General features: G+C 71.6%; 22 protein-coding genes. 10 read left to right on the top strand and 12 right to left on the bottom strand.

Annotation, left to right across the window (positions count from 1 at the left end):
- Nucleotides 1–32: 32 nt before the first annotated feature.
- Nucleotides 33–1,139: an FUSC family protein gene (locus tag OG429_RS37145; RefSeq protein ID WP_328929661.1), complete on the bottom strand. Its 1,107-nt coding sequence runs from the start codon at nucleotides 1,137–1,139 to the stop codon at nucleotides 33–35.
- A 168-nt stretch (nucleotides 1,140–1,307) separates the two neighbouring features.
- Nucleotides 1,308–2,129 carry a methyltransferase domain-containing protein gene (locus OG429_RS37150; protein WP_328929662.1) on the bottom strand — a complete coding sequence of 274 codons (822 nt, stop codon included), beginning with the start codon at nucleotides 2,127–2,129 and terminating at the stop codon, nucleotides 1,308–1,310.
- 114 nt (nucleotides 2,130–2,243) lie between these two features.
- On the opposite strand from OG429_RS37150, the gene OG429_RS37155 reads away from it, so the two are divergent.
- Nucleotides 2,244–2,681: a cytidine deaminase family protein gene (locus OG429_RS37155; protein ID WP_328930538.1), complete on the top strand. Its 438-nt coding sequence runs from the start codon at nucleotides 2,244–2,246 to the stop codon at nucleotides 2,679–2,681.
- On the opposite strand, the gene OG429_RS37160 is transcribed toward OG429_RS37155, so the two are convergent.
- Nucleotides 2,682–3,308, bottom strand: coding sequence for a TetR/AcrR family transcriptional regulator (locus OG429_RS37160; protein ID WP_328929663.1), 627 nt, complete (start codon nucleotides 3,306–3,308; stop codon nucleotides 2,682–2,684).
- A 75-nt stretch (nucleotides 3,309–3,383) separates the two neighbouring features.
- Here OG429_RS37160 and OG429_RS37165 point away from each other — a divergent pair, with 75 nt between their 5' ends.
- Nucleotides 3,384–3,917, top strand: a complete 534-nt coding sequence (locus OG429_RS37165) for a GNAT family N-acetyltransferase (RefSeq protein ID WP_328929664.1) — start codon at nucleotides 3,384–3,386, stop codon at nucleotides 3,915–3,917.
- A 263-nt stretch (nucleotides 3,918–4,180) separates the two neighbouring features.
- Nucleotides 4,181–4,384, top strand: a complete 204-nt coding sequence (locus tag OG429_RS37170; protein WP_328929665.1) for a cold-shock protein — start codon at nucleotides 4,181–4,183, stop codon at nucleotides 4,382–4,384.
- A 138-nt stretch (nucleotides 4,385–4,522) separates the two neighbouring features.
- On the opposite strand, the gene OG429_RS37175 is transcribed toward OG429_RS37170, so the two are convergent.
- On the bottom strand, nucleotides 4,523–4,714 hold the full coding sequence (locus tag OG429_RS37175; protein ID WP_328929666.1) for an antitoxin: 192 nt from the start codon (nucleotides 4,712–4,714) through the stop codon (nucleotides 4,523–4,525).
- Nucleotides 4,715–5,158: 444 nt separating this feature from the next.
- Between OG429_RS37175 and OG429_RS37180 the strand changes: the two genes are divergently transcribed.
- Together OG429_RS37180 and OG429_RS37185 are read left to right on the top strand one after the other, a co-directional pair.
- Nucleotides 5,159–5,428 carry a hypothetical protein gene (locus OG429_RS37180; protein WP_328929667.1) on the top strand — a complete coding sequence of 90 codons (270 nt, stop codon included), beginning with the start codon at nucleotides 5,159–5,161 and terminating at the stop codon, nucleotides 5,426–5,428.
- Between the two features lie 106 nt (nucleotides 5,429–5,534).
- On the top strand, nucleotides 5,535–6,899 hold the full coding sequence (locus OG429_RS37185) for an SMI1/KNR4 family protein (RefSeq protein ID WP_328929668.1): 1,365 nt from the start codon (nucleotides 5,535–5,537) through the stop codon (nucleotides 6,897–6,899).
- Nucleotides 6,900–6,918: 19 nt separating this feature from the next.
- Here the strand turns inward: OG429_RS37185 and OG429_RS37190 are convergent, their stop codons facing one another.
- Entirely contained in the window at nucleotides 6,919–7,818 is a 900-nt protein-coding gene (locus OG429_RS37190) for a LysR family transcriptional regulator (protein ID WP_328929669.1), read from the bottom strand.
- A gap of 136 nt (nucleotides 7,819–7,954) precedes the next feature.
- On the opposite strand from OG429_RS37190, the gene OG429_RS37195 reads away from it, so the two are divergent.
- Nucleotides 7,955–8,305 carry a carboxymuconolactone decarboxylase family protein gene (locus tag OG429_RS37195; RefSeq protein ID WP_328929670.1) on the top strand — a complete coding sequence of 117 codons (351 nt, stop codon included), beginning with the start codon at nucleotides 7,955–7,957 and terminating at the stop codon, nucleotides 8,303–8,305.
- Nucleotides 8,306–8,342: 37 nt separating this feature from the next.
- Here the strand turns inward: OG429_RS37195 and OG429_RS37200 are convergent, their stop codons facing one another.
- A complete protein-coding gene (locus OG429_RS37200; RefSeq protein ID WP_443051321.1) occupies nucleotides 8,343–8,660 on the bottom strand; it encodes a GNAT family N-acetyltransferase in 318 nt (105 codons plus the stop codon).
- Here OG429_RS37200 and OG429_RS37205 point away from each other — a divergent pair.
- Complete coding sequence (locus OG429_RS37205) at nucleotides 8,581–9,099, top strand: MurR/RpiR family transcriptional regulator (RefSeq protein ID WP_328929671.1); 519 nt, start codon at nucleotides 8,581–8,583, stop codon at nucleotides 9,097–9,099. The two genes, OG429_RS37200 and OG429_RS37205, sit on opposite strands and share 80 nt — an antisense overlap.
- A 70-nt stretch (nucleotides 9,100–9,169) precedes the next feature.
- Here OG429_RS37205 and OG429_RS37210 read toward each other — a convergent pair whose 3' ends face one another.
- Complete coding sequence (locus OG429_RS37210; RefSeq protein ID WP_328929672.1) at nucleotides 9,170–10,105, bottom strand: LysR family transcriptional regulator; 936 nt, start codon at nucleotides 10,103–10,105, stop codon at nucleotides 9,170–9,172.
- A 138-nt stretch (nucleotides 10,106–10,243) separates the two neighbouring features.
- On the opposite strand from OG429_RS37210, the gene OG429_RS37215 reads away from it, so the two are divergent.
- Entirely contained in the window at nucleotides 10,244–11,542 is a 1,299-nt protein-coding gene (locus OG429_RS37215; RefSeq protein ID WP_328929673.1) for an MFS transporter, read from the top strand.
- Here the strand turns inward: OG429_RS37215 and OG429_RS37220 are convergent.
- The 3 genes from OG429_RS37220 to OG429_RS37230 form a co-directional block, all read right to left on the bottom strand.
- Nucleotides 11,496–12,050 (bottom strand): YbaK/EbsC family protein, encoded by a 555-nt coding sequence (locus OG429_RS37220; protein ID WP_328929674.1) that lies wholly within the window; start codon nucleotides 12,048–12,050, stop codon nucleotides 11,496–11,498. The two genes, OG429_RS37215 and OG429_RS37220, sit on opposite strands and share 47 nt — an antisense overlap.
- Before the next feature lie 63 nt (nucleotides 12,051–12,113).
- Nucleotides 12,114–13,526 carry an alpha/beta fold hydrolase gene (locus OG429_RS37225; protein ID WP_328929675.1) on the bottom strand — a complete coding sequence of 471 codons (1,413 nt, stop codon included), beginning with the start codon at nucleotides 13,524–13,526 and terminating at the stop codon, nucleotides 12,114–12,116.
- 416 nt (nucleotides 13,527–13,942) lie between these two features.
- On the bottom strand, nucleotides 13,943–14,794 hold the full coding sequence (locus OG429_RS37230) for a GNAT family N-acetyltransferase (RefSeq protein WP_328929676.1): 852 nt from the start codon (nucleotides 14,792–14,794) through the stop codon (nucleotides 13,943–13,945).
- A 171-nt stretch (nucleotides 14,795–14,965) separates the two neighbouring features.
- Here OG429_RS37230 and OG429_RS37235 point away from each other — a divergent pair, with 171 nt between their 5' ends.
- Together OG429_RS37235 and OG429_RS37240 are read left to right on the top strand one after the other, a co-directional pair.
- Nucleotides 14,966–15,559 (top strand): GNAT family N-acetyltransferase, encoded by a 594-nt coding sequence (locus tag OG429_RS37235; protein ID WP_328929677.1) that lies wholly within the window; start codon nucleotides 14,966–14,968, stop codon nucleotides 15,557–15,559.
- 281 nt (nucleotides 15,560–15,840) lie between these two features.
- Nucleotides 15,841–16,896 carry a magnesium and cobalt transport protein CorA gene (locus tag OG429_RS37240; RefSeq protein ID WP_328929678.1) on the top strand — a complete coding sequence of 352 codons (1,056 nt, stop codon included), beginning with the start codon at nucleotides 15,841–15,843 and terminating at the stop codon, nucleotides 16,894–16,896.
- Nucleotides 16,897–16,926: 30 nt separating this feature from the next.
- Here the strand turns inward: OG429_RS37240 and OG429_RS37245 are convergent, their stop codons facing one another.
- Together OG429_RS37245 and OG429_RS37250 are read right to left on the bottom strand one after the other, a co-directional pair.
- Complete coding sequence (locus OG429_RS37245) at nucleotides 16,927–18,129, bottom strand: FAD-dependent monooxygenase (RefSeq protein WP_328929679.1); 1,203 nt, start codon at nucleotides 18,127–18,129, stop codon at nucleotides 16,927–16,929.
- 140 nt (nucleotides 18,130–18,269) lie between these two features.
- Nucleotides 18,270–18,701 (bottom strand): VOC family protein, encoded by a 432-nt coding sequence (locus OG429_RS37250; protein WP_328929680.1) that lies wholly within the window; start codon nucleotides 18,699–18,701, stop codon nucleotides 18,270–18,272.
- Nucleotides 18,702–18,876 lie beyond the last annotated feature (175 nt).

Raw genomic sequence — 18,876 nt, forward strand, 5'->3', positions numbered from 1 at the left:
CCCTCCTACTGCCCCTGACGGTCGGCTCGTCGTCACCTCGGCGACGGCGCTTCCCCGCCGGGGACGGATCCCTGGTCGAGGTCGTCGAGGATCTGGTGGAAGGGCCGGCGGAGGGCGACGGCGAGGGGCCGGGAGTCCGCGCGATCGTAGGCGGTCAGCCGGCTCCGGGCGGTGGCCACGGCGGGGCGGGGATCCTCCCCGGACAGCGTGTGTCCGATCGCCCGCGCGGTGAGCGCGGCCAGTTCGGGAAGTCGACGGCGAGCCCGGGCTAGGTCCGCAGCGAGGTCCTCCCGGCCGGTGAGCGCGGCGACCTCCCTGGCGAGGGTCGCCAGGGGTGCGGTGAGCCTGTCGGCGGTGGCGACGTGCCGCGCCTGGAGCCGTACGGTGTCGCGGTGACGTCGGCGCAGGGGATTGAACCTCATGGCGCGTTCGGCTTCGCGGGCGCGTGCGGCGTTCGCGTGTACCGCTTCGACCTCGGCATCCACCAGGGTGAGGTTCTCGCGGGCGGCGGCCGGGCCGGTACCCAGGGCCGCCACGGTGCCGGTGAGGGACCGGCTCAGGCGCGCACGGCAGTCGTCGGTGATGACGGCCAGGACGCGGTGCGGGGCGGGTGGCCACAGCAGCGGGGCGAGCAGGATCGTCACCGCCGCTCCCTCAACGGTCTCCCACACGCGGTCCAGCGCGTAGGCATCGGGTGAGGTGTTGGCGAAGACCAGGAGCGACGACGCCGCGACCTGGATGTTCAGCCCACCGCCGGCCCGCAGGACCATTCCGACGCCCAGGCCCAGGGCCACCACCAGGGCCAGCGTGGCGGTCGAGGGCCGCAGTACGTTCAGTACGGCGAGCCCGATCAGCACGCCCGCCACCACACCCAGGGCCCGCTGCAGCGATGTGCCCAGGGCCGTCATCGGGTCGCCGCGCAGGGCCACCAGCGGGACGATTGCCGCGAAGACCGGTGGCTGGTCGGCTCCCAGCCACAGCGCGACCTGCCAGGCGACGGCGACGGTGACCACGATCCGTGCCGCTGCCGGGCCTTCGGCCCGCGCGATTTCCCGGAACCGGTCCCGGGCCCGGCGCGCTCGGGAGGCCCGGGGTGTCCGGGGAGCCCGGGGTGCTCGGGCATCGGCGAGGTCTGTCATCCGCGCCTTTCGGTGAGGCGTCCGTGCTCGCCCGTCGCACGCTCCGCGGTCCGCGCGACCGTACGCCGTTGCTTCGTCGGCGACAGCGTGCAGCGGCCGGGCCGCCCAACACCGCCATTACACCGAAAGCGGCATGTCACACGCCGACATGCCCTGGGAGGGAGGGGGTCAGGGGGACGACGCGTCTTCGGGCTTCCACCCCCAGGCCGTGAGCATCCCCGGCGACAATCCGGTGCACCGCGGGGAGTCCAGGTAGCGCACGGCCTCGTCGAGCTGGGCGTCGTCGACCAGCCCCGTCGCCACCATGGCCGCCCGCGCCCGGCCCCAGGTGTCCGCCCAGAACCGGCTGATCGCGCTCCCCGGCAGGAGCGGCGGCACATGGATCTCGGCCGCCACCGGTTCCAGCCCGGCCGCACGCATCAGCTCGGTACGGTGGGGCACCTGGGAGACATCGGTCCCGATGCTGTCGCGCAGCCCCTGCCACATGGCCCGCATGGCGCGGGTGTACGGGGTCAGGGGCGCCGAGTCCGTGGTCAGGTCGACCGCGTCGCTGACCACCAGGACCCCGCCCGGTGCGAGCAGTCCGGCGAGCCTGGGGACCATCTGCTGCGCCGAGGGCAGGTGCATGAGCACGAACCGGGCGTGGACCAGCCGGAACAGCCCGGGGGAGAAGTCCTCGGAGGTGATGTCCGCCTGGAGAGCTGTCAGTCCGGGTACGGGGTGCGCCGCGAGGAAACGTACGTCGCGGTCCACCGCGAGGACCTGTGCCACTCCCGCCTCACCGAGCAGCCGCCGCGCCACCGTGCCCGTTCCCGCGCCCACCTCCAGGCAGGTCCAGCCGGGACCCACGCCCAGCTGCCGCAGCCGTGCCATGGTCGTCTCGTCGTAGGTGAGGGCCCCGAGGTCGATACGGTCGTCCTCACCCCGGTCCTCGGAACGGAAGACCCGCTCACCGTAACGGCCCTCGATCGGGGGCCCTGTACCGGCCATGTGGCCATTGTGGCAAGCGGAAGCGGATGCCACATGTCGTGCGGCCCCGATATCCGCTTGCATGCCACCGTCGTCCGGGGCACCGCCGCCTGGCAGCTCAAGAAGGCGGAGAAGATGACCACGCACGCCGAACACGTAGACCACGAACTCATCCAGGCGGCGACCCACATCGCACGCACTCGGTGCCGGGGTGACAACCACACCATGGCAGCCGCGGCCCGAAGCCGTGACGGCCGGATCGCGACCGCGGTGAACGCCTACCACTTCACCGGAGGCCCCTGCGCCGAACTGGTCCTCATCGGCGCCGCGGCCGCCCAGGGCGTGTACGAGCTCGACACGATCGTCGCCGTGGGCGATCGCGACCGGGGGGTCGTTCCGCCGTGCGGCCGATGCCGTCAGGTCCTCCTCGACTACTTCCCGGACCTCAAGGTCATCGTCGGCCGAGACGACCGCATCCGAACCGTCCTGATCAGCGACCTGCTTCCCGAAAGCTACGTCTGGGCCGACCACCAGCTCGACGCCGAAGAGGCCGCGCCCCGCAGCACGAGCTGACTAGTCGGGTCCGTCATGAGGGTCCGCCGTCCTTGGCGTCGCCTGTGTCTCGCCCCGGAGCAGGGCGAGTTGGTGGTGGACGGCGGCGGTGGTGCGGGACTCGTCGTCGGTGGCGAGGAGGTCGAGCAGGGCGCCGCGGAGCACGGCCAGGGCCAGGGTGCGGCGGGTGGCGCCGTCCTGGCTGCCGCGTTCCGGCTCCGGCTGGCAGGTGGCCAGTACGCCGAGCCAGTCGTTCACGGTGGCGCGGGCGAAGCCGGCCCAGGCGCCGTCGGGCTCGACGAGGGACCGCGCGTACGCCTCGGCCCACAGCCGCAGCAGCGGACGATGCGCCTCGGCGGCGAGCCAGGACCAGATCTGCTCCGCCGCAGGGGTCAGGCCGATGGGCTGGTCGGCTTGTTCAAGATGTTCGAGGACCATCAGCTCGTCGGTCCGGGCTCGCGCCAGCAGTGCTCTGACCAGGCCGTCCTTGTTGCCGAACAGGAACATCAGGACGCGGGGGCTGGAGCCGATGGCCGTGGCCAGCGGACGCAGGGAGAGGTCGGCCAGGCCGTGGGCGAGCGCGTACCGGTAGGCGGCTTCCAGCAGCTCGGCCTGCCGGGCGGACGGGACTGTCGCTTCCTGGGGCACGGGGGCTAGCCTAGCGCTACTGAAACAGTCGTGTCAGTGGCAGGGATGCCGTCGAAAGGTCCAGGAGAGGAAGCCATGTCGCACCAGGAACGTCAGCCGCACGTCGTCGTGCGCCGCGCCGACCGTCCGGGGGATCTGGGCTGGGCGGTGATGGCCCACGGTGAGATCTACGATCGGCAATTCGGCTGGAACACCGATTTCGAGGCCCTGGTGGCCAAGATCGTCGCCGACTACGGCGCCGATCACGACCCGTCGACGGAGGCGGCGTGGATCGCCGAGGTCGACGGCGAGCGCGCGGGCTGTGTCTTCCTCGTCGCCGGCGACGAACCGGGGGTGGCCAAGCTGCGCATCCTGCTGGTCACCCCGAAGGCCAGGGGTCTCGGCCTGGGCACCCGCCTTGTCGAGGAGTGCCTCGCTTTCGCGCGACAGGCCGGCTACCGGCAGGTGACGCTGTGGACCAACGACGTGTTGGTGTCCGCGCGCAAGATCTACCAGGGCCTCGGATTCACACTCGCCGAAGAGGAGCCCCACCACAGCTTCGGCCGCGACCTCGTCGGCCAGAACTGGACCCTCGACCTGCAAGCCACCCCGACGGGCGACCCATCGTGATCGTCCACGGTGAGCCCCACCAAATACGCCCTCTTCGGGCTCTTCGGGCACCGTGAAGCGGCCCAGGAGAAGGTCACATCGACCTGAGGATCGTTGCTCTCTGGTGACAGGCCGTTCCGGCGTGTAGTTTCAGCTCCAGCTGTCGTGGTTCGCAGTTCCTGCCCGCGCCCTGGCGTGGGCGTTTTGCTGTGCAGTGCCGGACCAGGGCGATCACCTCCGGGTCCGCGCGGTGCGGATCCGACATCGACTGAGAGGGCATGATCATGGCCAGCGGAACCGTGAAGTGGTTCAACTCCGAAAAGGGCTTCGGCTTCATCGCGCAGGACGGCGGCGGACCGGACGTCTTCGCCCACTACTCCAACATCAACTCCACCGGCTACCGCGAGCTCCAGGAAGGCCAGGCCGTGACCTTCGACATCACGCAGGGCCAGAAGGGCCCGCAGGCGGAGAACATCACCGCCGCCTGACCCGGCAGCTGACACCGCTCCGCCCCGGACACGAAGCTCCGGGGCGGAGACGGATAGGGCGGGCCCCCTGGCGCCGTACGGGCGCCAGGAGGCCCGTTTCGCCCGGCCGCCCGATGAACGGCCGGCGCCTTGCCTTTGTCAGGTCTGCGGGGGCCGTTCCTCTCGGTCCTGGTTGAGCTGCTGCTTCAGGGCCTCCTGGGCGGTGTCCACCTGGGAGCTGTACTTGCTTTGGGTTTTCTCGTCGACGAAGTCGCCGGATTTGTCGATGGCCTGGCTCGACTGATCCTCGTGGCCTTTCAGCATCTTCTTGAGCTTGTCCAGTGCGGACATGGCTCTCTCCTTAGGCGTGGGTTTCCAGCCATGCCAGGATGATCCGCCGCCGGGCCATCCGCATCTCCAGCCGACCGCGGGAGCGCCCTTGCCTGCCGTCGGCGGCTTCATCGGCGCCGGTGCGAGGCGGCGGCTGTGCAACCCATGCCTGTCGTGGTGACGCAGCGTCATCCGGCGCCGTGGTGCAGTGTGATGAGCTGGTCGGCGACCTGTTTCTCCGTTCGGCCCGGGGAGTGCCTGAGATGGCCCGCGGGGCAGCGGGTGCGCGCGGCAGGGGGTTGCTCTAGCGTCGAAAGAGGGAGGGAGGCCCTGCCGAGCCGGTCCGGTGCGGGGGCCCGGGCCCAGTGGCTTTACGTCGGCCGTGTGCGCTCGGCGCCATTCCCGCGGGTTCCGGCAACACCCAGGTCCGGGGCCGCGCGACGATCCCGAGAGCAGGTACGTCCCATGCGCACGACGACCCGTATCGCAGGTGTCCTCACCGGCCTGACCCTCGTGCTCGGTGGCGCGGCCCTCGCGGCCCCCACCGCCCACGCGGACGTCAGAGCCTGCATCAACCAGGTCGAGCGGGAGCTACGAGGTGGCGAGGCCCCGGAGTACGTCAGGACGGCGTGTTACGTCGGGCTGGGCGGCGACAACGCCAAGTGCGTGTCCGGCTTGACAGCGGGCGGTGTGACCAACGGGACCGCGGTGAGCGCCTGCCGGGTGTCCAAGTAGGAGCGCACCGGAGCGTACTCCTCGGTCCGCCGCCGGCCAGTCCCGGCGGCTGCCCCGGACGAACTCGCCGATCCTGAGTGTCAGTGGTTCCGAGTACCGTCTGCGCATGGTTGATCAGAAACCGCAATGGTCATCGGTGCGCGACTTCGCCACGTGGGAGCCCGTGCTGCGGCTCATGCTGGGCGAAGACACGGAGAGGCGTGCGGGGCGGCCCGCCCGTGTGGCGGGACGCGTCGGGCGACATGGCTGGAGTCTGGCGCTCCGGGGGCGGATGTCGCCGGCGGAGCGAGCCATGGTGGAGCACGTACAAGGGGCGCTCGTGCGCGGCGGTGGCGACGAGGTCGCGTTCACGGCGGAGATCCGGCCGACCGGAAGGACCACGCTCGGCCTGGTCGAGCCCAGCCCGGCCGTGCAAGCCGCCATCGGTTACCCGGGCCTGGGAGTGCTCGTCCTGGTCGACGGATCTCTTCCCGAGCCCTGGCGCCGACTGCCCGATCCGACCCCAGGGGCGGTACCGGCTCCCTCGGCGGACCTGGAGTTGCTGGAGCGGACGCTCCGCGAACGGTTGCCCGACGCCATCGGTGCGACGGAAGAGGAGATCACCGCGGCGGAAGAGCGTCTGGGCGTCACGCTGCCCGACGAGCTCAAGGTCCTCTACCGGGTGACCCGGGCACGGCGGGAGGACTGGGGCGACGACTACGCAGCGGCGGATCGTGTCACCGACGCGGTCGGCTACGAACTCTCGGCCTTGGACGGCCTGTACAGCGTCGACGGGGCGAGCCGTCACCCCCGCTGGCAGTTCGGGGCCACGAAGGCGGTCATCACCCCGCCCGATGCCGCAGTACAGGGCCTGGCCGGATCACCCGGCTGGATCGTCTTCGGGAGCAACGGCGGCGACGAGATCGCGGTCGACCTGACACCCGGCCCGCGCGGACACGTCGGCCAGGTCATCCTGGTCGACCACGAACAGAGCCTCGGCGCCGAACTCGTGGCCGACTCCCTCACCGACCTGGTTCTGAACGGGGCGCGGGAGGAAGGCCGTGACCGTTGCGAGGATCAGCTCCCGGTCGTGGCCTCGGTCGGCAGCGGAGGCCTGCAGAGCATCCAGGCCGCCGCCCACCCCGCCCTGGAAGTCCTGTCCATCGGCGAGTGCAACGGGACGCCGTTCGGCCTCGCCCCCGTCACCGGACTGCCCCGCCTGCGCACGCTCACAGCCTGTCCCGGCGCGCTGGACGACCCCTTGGAGATCGCCGAGCTCGCCGGACCGGAGTTCCTGGAACTCGGCTTGCAGGAATGGCGCGTTCTCCTGGACGCCGGAGCCGTCCCGCGCACCCTGTTGGCCGCCGCCATCAAGGTGCAGGGCCAGGACCACCTGCCCGCCGTGGCCGTCGCCAACGAGATCCTGGCCCTCTGGGACCGGCCCCAGATCATCCAGACGCTCCTCGAAGGAGACCTCGGCCCCGTGGCATGACATCGCGAGGCCCCGGGAGTCACGCGCGCCGCCCCTGTCGCACCCGTGCCTCCCCGGCGGCGGCGAGGGCGTCTGCGAGGGCATCGACGAGCGGGTCGGTGACGGCCGCCCGCCGGGCTATGACGACGCGACTCGGCGGGTAGTCGTCGACGGGGACGAAAGCGATGCCGGGACGCGCGTGCCGCAGCACGGCCCCGGCCGGGAGGAGGCCGACCGCGCCCTCCCACAGAACGGCGTGCAAGCACTCCTCGACGGACGCCACCACCGGGCCGGGTGCGTCCTCCGGTGCGTCCTTTTCGGCGGCGAGCCAGTAGGCGCGCCACCGGGCGTCGGTGCCCGTTGGCAGGCGGAAACGCGGGCGGTCGGCCAGCTCCGTGACGCGCAGGCTCGGGAGGGTCGCCAGAGGATCGTCCGTCGGGACGGCCGCGACCACCGGTTCCTCGCCGAGCTGCCGAACCGTCAGACCCGTGGTGTCGAAGGGCAGGCGGGTCAGCGCGAGGTCCACCCGGCCCTCGCGCAGGCCGGCCGTCGGATCGGTGACCGGCGCCTCGCGCAGCCGCACCCGTACTCCGGGGCGGTTCCGCCGCAAGGCAGCCAGCGCCGCCGGGCCGACCTCCAGGCCCGCGCCCGCGACCGTACCCAGCACGAGGACCCGGTCGGCCTCGGCGCCGCGGACCCGCTCGCGGGCGCGTTCGGCGCGCTCCAGGAGGTCCCGCGCCTCGGCAAGCAGCACTTCACCGGCAGGGGTGAGCCGTGCCCCGGTGGGGATCCGGTCGAACAGCCGGCACCCGAGGTCGGCCTCAAGCTCCCGGATCCGGCGGCTCAGCGGCGGCTGGGCCAAATGCAGGCGTACCGCCGCGCGGCCGAAGTGGCCCTCCTCGGCCACGGCGATGAAACAGTGCAATGCCCGCAGGTCCATGACCGGCCACGATACCGCGAACGAACCCACCCACCCGAAACCGGTCTTGGACAGCACCGCGGCACCCGCGGTGAGGTGGTGCCAGGAGCCGGGCAACAGGCCCGCCGCCCCCACCCACCGTTGCAGGAGTCCGCCCGTGTACGCACACCCCGAAGACCTCCACCGCGCCCGCTCGGTCGGCGGCAACGCCCCGGCGGAGTTCGCCGCCTGGATCGCCTTCCAGAAGGCCGTGGACCGGGAGGACGGGGCGGTGCCGCGCCGCTACCGCGAGCTGATCTCGGTGGCGGTCGCGCTGGTCACCCAGTGCTCCTACTGCCTGGACGTCCACACCGCCGCCGCCCGCCGGCACGGCGTCACCGCCGAGGAGCTCGCCGAGACCGCCTTCGTCACCGCCTCCGTCCGCGCGGGCGGCACACTCGCTCACGCACTGCTCGCCGACCGCCTCTACGAGCAGCACGCCCACTCCTCGGCACCTGCCCACGGTTGAGCGGCCTCGGGCACGTGCCCTACTTCCCCGAGGCCGCTTAGGTGGTCAGCGGCTTGACCCATCGGGTCCAGCGTGGCTGCGGCTCGTATCCCATCGCGTGCCAAGCGCGGTGGGCGAGTTCGTTGCCGTCCAGCACCATCGCGTCGCCGCGCCGCCCGCCCAGCGCCGCGAACCGCGCCTCCGCAGCTGCCAGCAGTGTCGTGGCGACGCCCTGACGGCGGTACGCGGGGTGAACGGCCAGTCGGTAGAGGTGGCACCGCCAGCCGTTGTCGGTGGTGAACGAGCCGCTGCTCTCCCTCATCGCGGGTCTCCTGGCCGACGGCGAACGGGTGTGGGGGCTGGGCGGCTCGCTCAGCGAACTGGCGGCCGACTACCTGGTCCGTCAGCTGGCGGCCCTTCGGCCAGCCGTGGCCCGCGTTCCGGACACCCCGGCGGCCCGAGCCCGGGTGCTCGTCGATCTGGGCCCATCGGACCTGATCGTGGCCTACGACTTCCGCCGCTACGCGGACAGCACGGCCAGGTTCGTCCACGCGGCCCGCTCACGTGGTGCCCGGCTGATCCTCGTCACCGATGCCTGGGAGTCCCCACTCGCCGAACAGGCCGAGGTCCTGGTCCGGTTGCCCCGCGAGGCGGCCGGCCCCATCGCGCCGCTCACCCACGAAGTCGCCGTCACGGAACTCATCCTCGTCGCGGCGGCCGCGCTCATGGCCGACTCGGCTCGACGACTTGAAGCACTGGATGAACTCACTGCGGAACTGACACCGGAGCCGCGGGGCAGCAGCACGGGCTCCTGAGTCGAAGGTGCCGTCTGCGCGTCATTTCCCGGCAGTTACCCGGGTGTGAGCCTTCTGGGCACGAACCTGCTCACCGCTGTGTCCACGTGGGTGCCCACGTCTCGCCGTCGGGGCGGTGGCCGGGCTGTGCGGAGCCGAGATAGCTGCGGAGCGCGGCGAGCGCGGGGTGGGGGTTGTCGCGGCGCCAGATCAGTGAGTGCGGGTAGACGGGCGTCGGGTCGGTCACCGGGATGCGGCGCAGGCCGTGGCCGGCGGGCCAGACGAGGCGGGTCTGTTCACCCATGAAGGTGGCCAGGGCCGGAGTGTCGGCGATGGTGTCGAGGAGTGCGTCGGAGCCGAAGTTGGGGCCGGTCGCCTCGATGGTGAGGCCGAACTCGTCGACGAGGTCGTCGTAGTAGGCGGCCCACTCGGTACCGGGGACGATCCCGGGCATCCAGATCCGGTGCCCGGCGAGCTGGGCGACGGTCACCGACCGGGCGCCCGCCAGCGCGTGGGCGGGGCCGGTGAGGAGCTGGAGCGGCTCGTCGAGCACCCGGACGGACTCGATGTCCTCCGGAAGGGGTCGGCCGGGCACGGCGACGGCGCGGAAGGACGCGTCGATGGCACCGGACAGGACGGCGGCGACGGCCGTCTCGATGTCGAACAGCATCACCACGTCGAGGTCGATCTCGGGGTGGGCGCGGTGGAAGCCGCGCATCAGGCCCGACGGCGCGACGCGCGAGGCGATGACGTCGACGCGCAGCGGACGGCGGCCGGGGCGTACGGACGCGACCGCGCGCTCGGCGACGCGCAGCAGCTCGCGCGCGTGGGGCAGGAACGCCTGCCCGTCGATGGTGAGCTCGGCGCCGCGCGCGGTGCGCGTGAACAGCCGCACGCCGAGGCCGCGCTCCAGCGCGGCGATGCGCTTGGAGACGGCCTGCTGGGTGACCGCCAGCTCGGCGGCGGCCTCCTGGAACTGCCCCGCGTCGGCGGCGGCGACGAAGGTCCGGACGGTGTCGAGGTCCATGCCGATCCACCCTAGAGCACAACGCTTGGTTGTGGATCGCTGGCAGATTGGTTGTTTGACCTGCTGTTGTGCTGGTGGCTTTGCTCCTACCTGTCAACGTCGGTTTGTTCAGGTGGGACATCAAGGGGTGGGCTGAGCATGGTGGACAGGAGACCGCCCGGCCGGCAGTTCGGGTGGCTGTGGGCGGCCTACGCGGTCAGCACGTTCGGCACGTGGCTCGCGTTCGACGCGTTCTCCCTGATCGCGATCCTCGTGCTGGACGCGGGGCCGGCCCAGGTGTCGCTGCTGGCCGCAACGGGGCTGGCGGTCGGGGCGGCGGTCGCGGTGCCACTCGGCCCGTGGGTGGAGTTCCGCCGCAAGCGGCCGGTGATGGTCGCGATGGACCTGACCCGGTTCGTGACGCTGATGAGCGTCCCCGCCGCCTACGCGCTGGGTCTGCTCGGCTTCGTCCAGCTCCTCGTCGTGTCCGTCGTCGTCGGTGCGGCCGGCATCGCGTTCAGCGCGGCCAGTGGCGCGTACCTGAAGGCGCTCGTGCGGCCGGAGGACCTGCTCGTCGCGAACGGCCGGTTCGAGTCCACGACCTGGACCGCAACCGTGCTCGGACCACCGGTCGGCACGGCCGCGATCGGGCTGTTCGGCCCGGTGATGACCGTATTTGCCGATGCGGTCAGCTATCTGCTCTCAGCCGCGGGGATCCGGGCGATCAGCGGCAGCGAGACGCGCCCCGTGCGCACCGGTGCGCACGGGGCGCGTCTCCGGCCCGGCGACCTGCTCGAAGGGTGGCGGTACATCCTGACCCACCCGACCCTGCGCCCCCTGTTCTTCAACACGGTCCTGGTCAACGGCCTGATCCTGGCAACCTCGCCGCTGCTCGCCGTCCTCATGCTCGGCGACCTCGGGTTCGCCCCCTGGCAGTACGGCCTCGCGTTCGGCCTGCCCTGTGTCGGCGGCATCATCGGCTCGCGGCTGGCCCGCCGACTCGTCGCACGGTTCGGACGGCACAAGGTCATGCTCACCGCCGGGACACTGCGCGCGTGCTGGCCGCTCGGGCTGGCCTTCATCCGGCCCGGCGTGGGCGGACTCGTGCTCGTCGTGGCCGTCGAGCTCGGACTGATCACCTGCATGGGCGTGTTCAATCCGGTGTTCGCGACCTACCGGCTCGAACAGACGACTACGGACCGGATCGCCCGCACCCTGTCCGCGTGGTCGGTCACCAGCAAGGCAACTGTCGCCGCCATGACCGGGCTGTGGGGCCTGCTGGCCGGCACCACCGGCCTCCGCACCGCGATCGCCATCGCCGGCCTTCTCATCCTGACCACCCCCTTCCTGCTTCCCCGGCACGACAGCCCGAGTACGGCAGTTCCCGCCCTGCGGAGCGCCGGCCGGCGCGTCAGAGGGCGAGGCCTTCGATCAGTTCGACGCCGGGGATCTCCGTGAGCAGCTTCCCGGGCGCGATGAGCTTCCCGCGGCGGCGCCCGCTGCCGATCAGTACGTACGGCATGTCACGGACTGCCGCGTCCACGAGCAGCGGCCAGTCGTCGGGCAGCCCCAGCGGGGTGATGCCGCCGTACTCCATGCCCGTCAGCTCCACGGCCGCCTCGATCGGGGCGAAGGATGCCTTGCGCGCCCCCAGGTGACGCCGGACGGCGCCGTTCACGTCGACCCGGCCCGCGGAGGGCACGAGGCAGGCCGCGAGGGTGGTCTGGCCACCGCGCTTGGCGGCCACCACCACGCAGTTCGCGGACTGATCCATCAGCTCCTGCCCGAAGTGCGCCACGAAGGCGGCGGTGTCGGCGATGGCCGGGTCGGTGTCGACGTAGAGGATCTGCCCGGCGGGTACGTCTCCCCGCCAGCCGGCGACCGCTCGCGCCACGGGTGGGGTGAGCTCGGCGAGACAGTCGGGGGCGGGTACGGCGTTGTCGAATGGCCCGATGGGAGCGCGCATGCCCGCACGCTAACACCGTCGGCGGAGCCGTCCGCACGCCCTCGTTGCCATCAGGCCTCCCGGTCACTTCGGGACGATCGTGAACGGCTTCGGCTTGACGTCGGCCGCGCAGCTGGTGTCGGGCGCGGTGGGACGGGCGAGGAACGAGGCCAGCACGCGTTGCGCGCACGGCGACTGGGGAACGACGAAGTGACCGGTCCCGGGGATCTGCACGACGGTCGAGCGGGACAGGTCACGCGCCGTACGGGTCCCCCAACTCGCCCCGGTCTTCCCGTCGAAGGTCCCCGAGACGATGAGCGTCGGCACCGAGCTGACGGCCGCCACCCGTTGGGTGGCGGTCCGGTCGGGAACGTTCCAGACACGGCACACCTCGTGCTGGAAGGGGAGCTGCGGTGCCTGTGCGAGGACCGTGTCCGGCCAGCCGGGGAAGGCCATGCGGCCGGCCTCCAACAGGTCGGACTTCCCGTGCCCCGGCACCCATTCGCTGCATGCCACCGACTCCGTCAGGCCGAACGCGGTCTCGCCGACGACGGGGTTCGCCCCGGCGGCGCGTGCCCGCGCGAAGCGCTCCGGATGTCCGCGGGCGAGCTCGTCGAGGGCCGCCGGGACGTCGGCGGCCGGGACGGCGTTGCCGACCAGCAGGTTCACCAGCGCCCCGCCGTCGAGGACGACCTTCACCGGCTTCCCGCCACGCGGTGGAGCGGCGTTGATCGTCAGGGGCCGCGCCTCCAGTCGGCGCACCTGCTCCGTGAGCGTACGGGCGACTTCGGGATAGCGGCTCTTGCAGCCGGGCTGTGCCTGGCACGCCCGCAGGATGGTGCCGATGCCTTCCCGGGCGCTGATCCACGTCCACGGCAGGCTCACGTTCTGCGGTGGCGTGACCGAGTCGAGTGCCATCGAACGGATTCCCTGAGGGTGCTGACGCAGGTAGGTGAGGGCGAGGTCGGTGCCGTAGGAGTACGCATAGACGTTCCACCCGCCGATACCGAGCGCGGTGCGCAGGTCGGCGAAGTCCGCGGCGTTCTCGGCGGTGTTGTAGGCGCTCAGGTCGGTGCCGTCGGCCGTGAGGCGGTCCCGGCACTCCTTCGTCGCGCGCAGCAGGATCCGCTGCGCGGACGGATCGTCGTAGCGGAGGCCGACAGCCTGCGCGGAGGACCGGTCGATCTCCGGGCAGGCGAGGTTCGGCTGTGAGTGGAGGTTCCCGCGCTGGGCCATGATGATCAGCTCGCGGTCGTGGTTCAGACCGGCGTCGACGAGCAAGGGGATGTCGCCGAACGCGTCGCCTCCGGGACCGCCTGCCATGAACACGACCGGGTCCTCGGCCGGTTTCGCCGACGTGCCGGGAATGGCCGCGACGGCCAGCCGGATGGTGCGTCCGGCTGGGCGAGCGCGGTTCTCGGGGACCTCCAGGAAGCCGCACCGTGCGTCGTCCAGTGCGGCGACCGGCTCGGACGTCTTGGGGCAGGGACCGGGCACGAACCGCGCCGCGGAGGTCGCGTCGCTCCGCGCCGCGGCTCCGCGGGCATCCTGTGCCGCTGCGTTGCTCGGTACCGGGCCGACCCCTGCCAGGAGGACCAAGGCAGCTGCTGCTGCGGCCCTGTTGATTCCGGAGAACGTGCCGACGGACCGCCGCCCGGGGTCCCCCGACTGCGCTGCGGATGACCGGCCGTCGTCCGGGCTTCGGCCCTTCGGGCTGATGCTGTGGTGTGCCATGTGATCGCGTCCCTCTGCCGGCATCCACGGCTGCCCGACCGGCCGGGCTGTATTTCGGGCGGATCGCACTTACTGGACGATACCGGGAGCCTCGAACGCGCGCACACGGGCAGACGGAACGCCTGGTGGGGGCGGGTGCAGTGCGGGGCCGGGCGGTCCCGCACTGCAGAGAGCCGGAGCTAGAGCTCGATCGAGCGGAACTCGTCCAGCACGGCGAAGCCGGTGCTGTCGTACAGGCTCATCGCGACCTCGTTGCCGCCGAAGACGTTGAACATCATCGCCTCGTCGCCGCCCTGCCGGGTGGCCCACTCGCCGACGGCCATCGCGGCGCGGCCGTAGCCCTTGCCGCGGTGCTCCTCGTACACCTCCAGCGAGAAGCCGAAGGTCGCGCCCGGCAGGAAGCCGTGGTTCACCCAGCCGGTGCCGACCACCCCGCCGTCGGCCTCCAGCGCGTAGAACGCGTGCCCCGGGGTCAGGTATCCCTGCGGGAGGTAGCGCGCGAAGTCCCGGTCGGACTTCTCCTTGGCCTGCTCCGGGGTCAGGGCTCCGGCCCGGACGATGTCCGCGACGTACGCGGCCTCCTCACCGGCATACCAGCCCGGGTACTCATCCTCGGTGAGCCGGCGAACCGTCAGGCCCGGCGGCAGCTCGGGCCGCTCGGCCGCGGCACGCATCCGGATCTGTCCCCGTACCGGGTAGTCGGCGAACGCTCCCGCTGCGCCGCTGAGCCGGACCTCCACCCGCTGGGCGCCGTGCTCGGCGCACCACCGCTCGGCCCACTCGCGCCCCTGGGGAACCGTCAGGTCGTGGATCCGGCCCACGGTCGCCCCGTTGTCCTCCGCCACCTCGACCGCGATCCACCCGGTGCCGTCCGTGGCCACCGTCCAGTCGTCGATTCCCTTCAGCGCCCGCTCCAGCAGGGCCTGGGCCAGTGGTTCCGAGCACCCCGCAGCCCGGTACCCGGCCAGTACCCGCTCCTCGAACCCACCTCGCCAGGCACCGTGGCCGGACACGATCTGTATCTCGTTCATCCGCCCACCCTAGGCAGCGGCACCGACAGAGCCGCCCGATTTACGACGGTCAACGCTCCCTGCACTCGGCATGATGTGCCCGATCCCGGCTTCAGCTGGGTCCTTGGCCGTCGACGGGCGAACGCTTCAATTCGCTGGTTCTCCCGCTCCGTCGGCCCGTAGCATCCGCCCGTGACTGAGAACGAGTTGGAAGACGCGGCCGTGGCATCGGACCGAGTGACGTGCTGGCGCGGACGGACGGTCAGCCTCGCACCACTCGACGCCGAAGACGCCGATCTGGTCCACGGCTGGAGGTCCGACCCGGTCGCTGCCCATGAGATCGGCTTCTGGCCGCGCTCCCTGTCCTCGCTCCGCGAGCGCATGGAGCGAGACAGGGATGATCACGAGCGGGACGACTTCATGGTCCTGCTGCCCGACGGTACGCCGATCGGCCACACCGCCCTGATCAACCAGGACATCGTCGACGGTACGGCAGAGGTCTTCCTGGTGATGGATCCGCAGTACCGGGGGAAGAGTCACGGCACCGACGCCGTGGACGCCCTGACCGACCTCGCCTTCGGTGAACTGCCCATGCAGCGCCTCCAGGCCGTCACCCACACCAGCAACACAGCCGCGCTCAACGTCCTGGGCAAGGCGGGATTCGTCCACGAGGGAGTGCGCCGCTCAGCCTGCCTGCACCGGGGGCGCCGCCACGACGTCGCCGTCCTGTCCCTGCTCCGTGCCGAGTGGGAGGCATTGGAACGCCCGAAGTCCTGGGACCTCTGACCGGCGCCGTCGGCGGTGGATGACGGCGTGCCCGCTCGTACGAGGACGGCCGGACGACGGATGTCGCCTCCATCCTGCCGAAGCGGCGTGACTCTCCGGTGGTCTGTCGAGGCCGACGGTGACGCCGTCCCGCTCTCGGTGGGCCGGAGGGGGACGGCTCCGGCACGCGAGGACATTCCGTATGAGTCGGAGGAGCATCTATTGATGTGAGGCCTGTACGGCGCGCTACGCCGCCGGTGGGCAAGAGTGGCGCACCCCGGCCGACCGTGAGGAGGATGGCCATGATCGTCGACTGCGCACACTACCGGGACGGGCGTCGGCAGCACGAGGGCGCGATGCCCCTGGAGCAGGCCGCCGCCCAGTGCAGGCAGGGCGGATTCGTGTGGCTGGGCATCTTCGAACCGGGGCCGGAGGAGCTGGCCCGGGTCCGGGAAATCTTCGGGCTGCACGAGCTCGCCGTCGAGGACGCCCGTACCTTCCACCTGCGGCCGAAGGCCGAGCAGTACGAGGACGGCACCGAACTGATCATCCTGCGCACGGCACGTTACGACGACGAGCGCGAGGAGATCGACACCGGCGAGATCAGCATCTTCCTCGCCGAGCACTTCGTGATCACCGTCCGCCAGGGCATCGCGAGCGAGCTGCACGGTGCCCGAAGCCGACTCGAAGGTCGCCCCGAACTGCTCAAGACCGGCAGTGCCGCCACGCTGTGGGCGATCCTCGACCAGGTCGTCGACAGCTACGCCCCAGTCGTCGGGGAACTCGAACGCGACATCGAGCAGATCGAGGCCACGGTGTTCTCCGGGGCGATCGCCCCGACCGAACGGATCTACTTCCTGCGCCGTGAGGCCACGGACTTCTACCGTGCCGTACACCCGCTGCTCGCCGTGCTCGCCCGGCGGCTGCAGTCCGGCAAGTCACCGCCCGCGCTCCTGCCGTACTTCCGAGACGTGCACGACCACCTGCTGCTGGTCAATGAGGAGGTCGCTGCCCAACGCGACCTTCTGACCACCGTCCTGGAAGCGAACATCGCGGTGATCTCCGTCGAGCAGAACAAGATCAACCTTCGGCAGAGCGCCACGATGGAGAGACTCACGATCCTCGCGAGCGTGTTCCTCCCGCTGTCCTTCGTGGTCGGCTTCTTCGGGCAGAACTTCGCGTGGCTCATCAGCCACATCAGCAGCTTCACGGCGTTCCTCACGCTCACCGTCGTCGGACTGCTGCTGCCGTGCCTGATGCTCTACGTCTGGCTGCGCCGACGGCGCAGCCACCCGACACCGCCGATGCCGGAAGTGGGTGACGCCGTCCCGAGAGCCCCGGCAGCCTTCACGAGGTGACGACGACACCCCGACCTCAGCGGGTCCCGGCTACCCGGGGAGCCGGAAGCCGTTGAAGAGGTCGTCCATGCCGCGCAGGGCAAGGCGGGCGGGTGTGGCGCGGACCGCGAGGTCGCGCGCCGCCACCGCGAGCGGGTTGCGGAGGGCGCCCAGGCGGCCGACCCGGCGGGCACGGACGCGCACGGCGTCGGTGCGGTCGCGGCGGGCGGCGGTGTACGCGTCGAGGGCGGCCGGCACGAGGTCTGTGCTGTCCCCGTCGCCCCCGTCGCTTCCTCCGCCGTCTCCGGCGGGGAGCAGGTGGGCGAGGATCACCGCGTCCTCGATGGCCTGGCAGCCGCCCTGGCCGAGGTTGGGGGCCATGGCGTGGGCGGCATCGCCGAGCCAGGCGATCCGGCCGTGGTGCAGGCGTGGGAGCGGGGCAGCCAGGTCGTAGAGGTCGTTCCGGAGCACATCGGCGAGGTCGAGGCGGCCGACACGGTCCAGCAGGGCCGGAATCGGGTCGTGCCACGAGCCGAAGCGGCGTAGGAGTTCGGCGCGAGGGTCGGCCGACCGGGTGCCGGCCGGGACCATCGCGGTGGCGTAGAGGTACAACCGGCCGTCGGAGAGCGGTGTCACGCCGAACCGGTCGCCCCGCCCCCAGGTCTCACTCATGGCCGGTATCCGCAGGTCCGGGGCATCCACGATGGTCCGCCAGGCCGTCTCGCCGATGTAGTGCAGGCCGGGGTGGGCGGGGAAGTACGCGCGGCGCAGCGGGCTGTGGATGCCGTCGGCGGCGACGACCAGATCGGCGGGAAGGTCCGGGCCGGCCGTCGTACGGACGGTCGGGCGGCCCGCGGCGTCGTCGACGGCGGTCACCTCGGTGCCGTAGCGAAGGGCCTCCGGCGGAAGGGAGGCGGCCAGAGCGGCGGTGAGCGCCGGGCGTGGGACGGCGATCGGGGCCATGCCGTAGCGGGCCGCCATGTCCGCGGTGTCGGTCCGGGTGAGCCACTGGCCGTTGGAGCGCCGTACGCCCATCGTTGTGGGCACGGCGCTGCCTGCGGCGCGGGCGGCGTCGACGCCTATGGCGTCGAGTGCGCGCAGGGCGTTGGGGGCGAGGCCGATGCCGGCGCCGGTGATCGGGGGTTCGGAGGCGCGCTCGCAGACGGTGACGTGCCAGCCGCGCCGGTGCAGTGCGATGGCGGCCGTGAGGCCGCCGATTCCGGCCCCGACCACCACCGCGTGACGTTGTGTCATGAAACGCCTCTCCGTCCGGTTCGGGCCGTCCCTACAGCTGACGCGCCCTCACTCCACAACTGTAGAGATGGCCCCCTGTGTCCGGCCCCGCACCCCCTCGGCGACCGGTTCACAAAGGGAGCGGCGGGCGTCGCTGTCCGCTAGCGGCCGAAGTCGGGCAGGATCAGGGAGCCGTCCTCGGCCAGGGTGAAGCCGGGGTTGTGGGCGATCTCCCAGGCGTGGCCGTCGGGGTCGGTGAAGACACCCGAGTAGAAACCGATCGCGTTGACGGCGGCGGGCCGGGTGACGGTGCCGCCGGCCCGGGCGGCGGCGTCGAGGAGGGCGTCGACCTCGGCGTCCGTACGCACGTTGTGAGCCAGGGCGATGCCGCCGAAGCCGGTCGCCGGGGCGTCGGCGAGACCGCAGTCGGCAGCCAGTTTCCGGCGGTCCCAGAGAACCAGGGCCAGACCGCCCGCCTGGTGGAAGACCGTCTCTTCGACTTCGGTGCCGCGCCAGTCCAGCGCCGAGTAGAAGCCCTTGGCGCGGGTGAGGTCCGCGACGCCCAGGGTGACCAAACTGATCCGCTGTTCCATCCTGCCACCGTAAGGGCCGGGTACGTCAGCGGGCCCCGCAGCCCGGCCGGAGGAGCACCTCCAGATGCAGCTCCCCGAGGCGTTCGCCAGAGTGATCGTGAAGCTGGGCACCGTACCGGAGGTCGTCGGCAAGCCCGCAGCCGTCGGGACCCTGCCGTCGGCTGTGGTCCGGGAG

Source organism: Streptomyces sp. NBC_00190 (assembly GCF_036203305.1).
GTDB lineage: Bacteria > Actinomycetota > Actinomycetes > Streptomycetales > Streptomycetaceae > Streptomyces.